This is a genomic window from Phenylobacterium sp. CCH9-H3 (assembly GCF_001557235.1).
GTDB lineage: Bacteria > Pseudomonadota > Alphaproteobacteria > Caulobacterales > Caulobacteraceae > Phenylobacterium.
This window is the reverse complement of record NZ_LSJI01000080.1, coordinates 1-4,327: the sequence shown is the minus strand read 5'-3', so window position 1 is coordinate 4,327 and position 4,327 is coordinate 1. Positions and strand designations below refer to the sequence as shown.

General features: G+C 68.7%; 4 protein-coding genes. 1 reads left to right on the top strand and 3 read right to left on the bottom strand.

Annotated elements, in window-relative coordinates; translation table 11 throughout:
• Positions 1–787: CorA family divalent cation transporter (locus tag AX721_RS07220; RefSeq protein WP_068875340.1), on the bottom strand; the 787-nt coding region annotated here is incomplete at its 3' end.
• 60 nt (positions 788–847) lie between these two features.
• The gene (locus tag AX721_RS07215; protein ID WP_068875339.1) at positions 848–1,531 is read right to left on the bottom strand and encodes a CHAP domain-containing protein; all 684 of its coding nucleotides are present in this window, start codon (positions 1,529–1,531) and stop codon (positions 848–850) included.
• Between the two features lie 503 nt (positions 1,532–2,034).
• Here AX721_RS07215 and AX721_RS07210 point away from each other — a divergent pair.
• Positions 2,035–2,826 carry a TerC family protein gene (locus AX721_RS07210; protein WP_068875338.1) on the top strand — a complete coding sequence of 264 codons (792 nt, stop codon included), beginning with the start codon at positions 2,035–2,037 and terminating at the stop codon, positions 2,824–2,826.
• A gap of 157 nt (positions 2,827–2,983) precedes the next feature.
• Here AX721_RS07210 and priA read toward each other — a convergent pair.
• A partial coding sequence (priA, locus tag AX721_RS07205; RefSeq protein WP_156467052.1) for a primosomal protein N' occupies positions 2,984–4,327 on the bottom strand: 1,344 nt, incomplete at its 5' end.

The following is a 4,327-nucleotide window of genomic DNA, read 5'->3' as shown; positions in this document are numbered from 1 at the left end:
CCACCGAGAAGAACTTGATGATGCCATTCTGCTCGATGTTGATCAGGCCGAGCGCCGCATCCAGCAGGAAGGCGATGTGCGAGGACTGGTAGCTGGCGTGTTCGGTCAGGGACTGCACGTCCCGCTGCAGCGCCTCCAGGTGCGCGCGGCACTCGGGGTCGGCGGCGATCTCGCTGGCCAGCGCCGCATAGCTCAGGGTTCGCGCCAGGCTGTTCAGACTGCCCCGGGTGAGCGAGGTGACCGACTGCGCCTGCGACAGATCGGTCAGCAGGGGCCGGAAATTACCGCCCTTGGGGCGGTTGAAGATGGCGTTCGACGCGATCTGAACCTTGTCGCCCATGTCGTCCAGCGTCCGGGCCAGGCGTTCGACGATGGCGTCCATGAGGCCCAGCAGGGCGGCGGTTCCGCTGGCGAAGTCGCTTTCGGGGGCCCGCTCCGCGAAGATCGAGAACGCCTTCAGCTCCTCGTAGCGCAGGGTGACGAGCAGGCCCTTGGCCAGCACGAAGGTGACCGGCGTCGGAAACGGCGCGTCCGCATGGCTCCGCGCCAGCAGCGTGGCGGTCATGAAGGTGCCGCCGCATTCCTGGTAGAGCCGGCTCGAGGGCTCCAGCGCCTGCATCTCCTCGACCGTCGGAAGCTGCAGGCCCAGCGCCGCCTCGACGGCCAGCTCCTCAGCCTTGGTGGGCTTCAGCAGATCGATCCAGACGAGGTCCTCGGCCGGGCGCCAGTCGGGGCCCGCGTCCTCCGGCTGTGGGGCGCGATGGCCGCGCCGAAGGGTCTTGAGCATGCCGCTGCCTCCGCGCGTCCCTTGTGGGCGTGCGTCGGCGAGGGCGTCAACCGGGCGGGATCAGCGCGGCGGGGGCGAGGGCTGGTCGCCGCGGGTCGCGGCCGCGATCAGGGCGGCGATGCGGTCGGTGGAGTCGGCGGCCTGGCTCAGCACGCTGAGGGCGCCCTGGCCGGGACGGACCGCGCCGGCCATCTGCGAGGCGGCGGACTGGGCCACTGCGATGGCGCCGTTCTGCAGCTTGCTCATGCCCGAGGCCGCCATGACCCGCGCGCTGGCGTCGGGATAGATGAAGCCGTGCGTGGAATAGGTCGAGCCACCCAGGTCGCGGTTCGGATCGTACCAGACCTTCACCTGGCTCCAGTCGCCCGAGGGTGAGACGTCGATGACGGTCACGTCCTTCTCGACCTTGCCGCGCGAACCCTCGATCGGGCTCCAGTTGGCGTGGGTGATCTGGACGACGCGGTCGGTCAGCACCTGGCTGACCACGGCGACGTGGCCGAGGCGCATCCGCTGGGTGGGCTTGAAGCACAGCACCGCGCCGGCGCGCGGCTGGAAACCCGTCTCGTACTTGCCCGAAGCCTGGTTCCACCAGGTCCAGGCGTCGCCGAAGATCTGGATGCCCGAGATCAGGCGCGCGAAGGGCACACATTGCCAATAGGTGTCGGCCACAGCCCCGGCGGGCGTGAAGGCGACGAAGGCCGCGGCGGCCAGGGAACCCAGAAGGGCCCGCGTCCGTTTCAGCATGCTTCGGTGACTCCCCGACACTTGAGGTGAAGGGGTAACCGTATCCGCCTTGAGTGAAAAGAGGGTTTACGCCGCGCGGCGGGTTGTCGCGCACGGTTTATCCACAGCTCACCCGAGGCATGTCGACGACCATCGTTCAGGCCGTGAAGTCCACCTCTGAGAAACTCAAGTTGTCACGCACGCATTAAGAAAACTATTGCCCTTGCGCCCCGCGAGAGCCCGTATTTATGCCGAAATCAACTCCAATTCGGCCTCTGGCTTAATCTCCTGTAATCTTTTCTATTCTTGTACTCACGGAGCGGTAACACGTCGAAACAAGAGCTCGGCGGACTCCGGCGGGTCTTCGGCGGACTCGCCTAAGAGGAGAAATCGCCAGTTCACGGACGCGTGATCGGAGTCATTCATGCACAAAAAAGCGGCGGCAGAGCTTGGCGCATCATCGCCCTAGCCATACGCGTAGAAATCCGTAGATACATGTACGCGCTGAACGGAGAGCCGCCGCCATGGATATCGCCGCCCTCGTGACAGATCCGGCCGCCTGGGCCGCCCTGGTCACCCTCATCGTGATGGAGGTGGTCCTGGGCATCGACAATCTGATCTTCATATCGATCCTGTCGAACAAGCTGCCCGAGCATCAGCGCGCCAGCACGCGGCGTATCGGCATCGCCCTGGCCCTGATCATGCGCCTGGCGCTGCTCTCGACCCTCGCCTTCATCGTCGGCCTGACCCAGCCCGTGTTCTCGCTGCCCTGGCAGGGCCCGATGGGCGCGCACGGAGAGCCGACGTTCGATCTCGCCTTCTCCTGGCGCGACCTGATCCTCATCGCCGGCGGCCTGTTCCTCGTCTGGAAGGCCACGACCGAGATCCACGAGAAGGTCGACCCGCGCGAAACCCACGGCGTCATGGACACCAAGGCCCGGGTGGTCAGCAACGTCGGGGCGGCGATCTTCCAGATCATCCTGCTGGACCTGGTGTTCTCGATCGACTCGATCCTGACCGCGGTGGGCATGACCGACCACCTGCCGATCATGATCGTGGCCGTGGTCGTCACCGTCGGCATCATGCTGGTGGCCGCCGATCCGCTGGCCAACTTCATCAACAACAACCCCACCGTGGTGATGCTGGCCCTGGGCTTCCTGCTGATGATCGGCGCCGTGCTGATCGCCGACGGCTTCGGCGTCCACGTGCCCAAGGGCTACATCTATGCCGCCATGGCCTTCTCGGCCGGGGTCGAGGCCCTGAACATGCTGGCCCGCCGCAGGAAGCCAAGCGTCACGGACAAGGTTCTGCACTGACTCCGGCAGCGGCGCGGCTGCGAGCCCCTCCCCCTTCGGGACCTCCCCCAAAGGGGGAGGACCTAACGCGGCGCCAAAGGTGCTCCCCCTCTGGGGGAGCTCGCGAAGCGAGAGGGGGACTCTATCCGTGGCGTCGGGCCGCGAGGCGGCTCCGCGCCTACAGGAAGCTGTAGGGGTCGATGTCGATGGCCACGCGCACCTGCCCGGGTGGCCGCACCCGCGCCCGCCAGGCGGCCATGTAGGCCGACAGGTCCACGCCGCGGTCCGCGCGCACGAGGAAGCGCTTGCGGCGGCGGCCGCGGATGAGGCCGAGGGGCGCGTCGGCCGGGCCATAGACCTCGACCCCTGGCGTGTTCGGCGCGGCCTGGGCCATGCCCTGCACGAAGGCGTCCAGCTGCGCCATGTCCGGTCCCGAGGCGATCACCGCCGCCAGCCGGCCGAACGGCGGCAGGCCCGCCAGCTCCCGCTCCGCCATCTCGGCCGCCACGAAGGCGTCGCGGTCCTGGGCTTTCAGCGCCTGCATGACGGCATGTTCGGGCGCGTAGGTCTGCAGCAGCGCCTTGCCCGGCCGGTCGCGCCGCCCGGCCCGCCCCGTCGCCTGGGCCAGCAGCTGATAGGTCCGCTCCGCCGCCCGCAGGTCGCCGCCGCGCAGGCCGAGGTCCGCGTCCACCACCCCCACCAGGGTCAGCTTGGGGAAGTTGTGGCCCTTGGCCGCCGCCTGGGTCGCCACCAGGATGTCGATCTCCCCCGCGGCCATGGTCTCCACCAGCCGTCGCGCCTCGCGCGCGTCGAAGACCGTATCCGACGAGAACACCGCGATCCGCGCCTCCGGGAACAGCGCCCGCGCCTCCTCCTCCACGCGCTCCACGCCGGGGCCGATGGAGACCAGGCTGTCCTTGGCCCCGCAATGGGGGCAGGCCGCCGGCTTGGGCATGGAAAAGCCGGTCAGGTGGCAGACCAGCCGGCCGGTGTAGCGGTGCTCCACCAGCCAGCTGTCGGTGTCGGGCGCGGTCATCCGCTCGCCGCAGGCCTTGCACAGCACCAGGGGCGCATAGCCCCGCCGGTTCAGGAACAGCAGCGTCTGCTCGCCCCGCGCCCAGGTGTCCGCCATCGCCTGCACCAGCGGCGGGGACAGCCAGCGGCCCGTCTCGGGCGGCGTCTCGCGCAGGTCCACCAGTTCGATGTCGGGCAGCCGCGCCGTCCCGTGCCGCGCAGACAGCTTCAGCCAGCGATAGCGGCCCGTTTCGGCGTTGCGCAGGCTCTCCAGCGAGGGCGTGGCCGAGGCCAGGACCACCGCCGCATCCTCGATCCGGCCGCGCACCACCGCCAGGTCGCGGGCCTGGTAGATGAAGCCGTCCTCCTGCTTGAACGAGCCGTCGTGCTCTTCGTCCACGACGATCAGCTTCAGCCGGCGGTAGGGCAGGAACAGCGCCGAGCGGGCGCCCACGACGATCCGGCAGGCCCCGGCGGCCACCGCCTCCCAGACCCTGTCTCTTATACA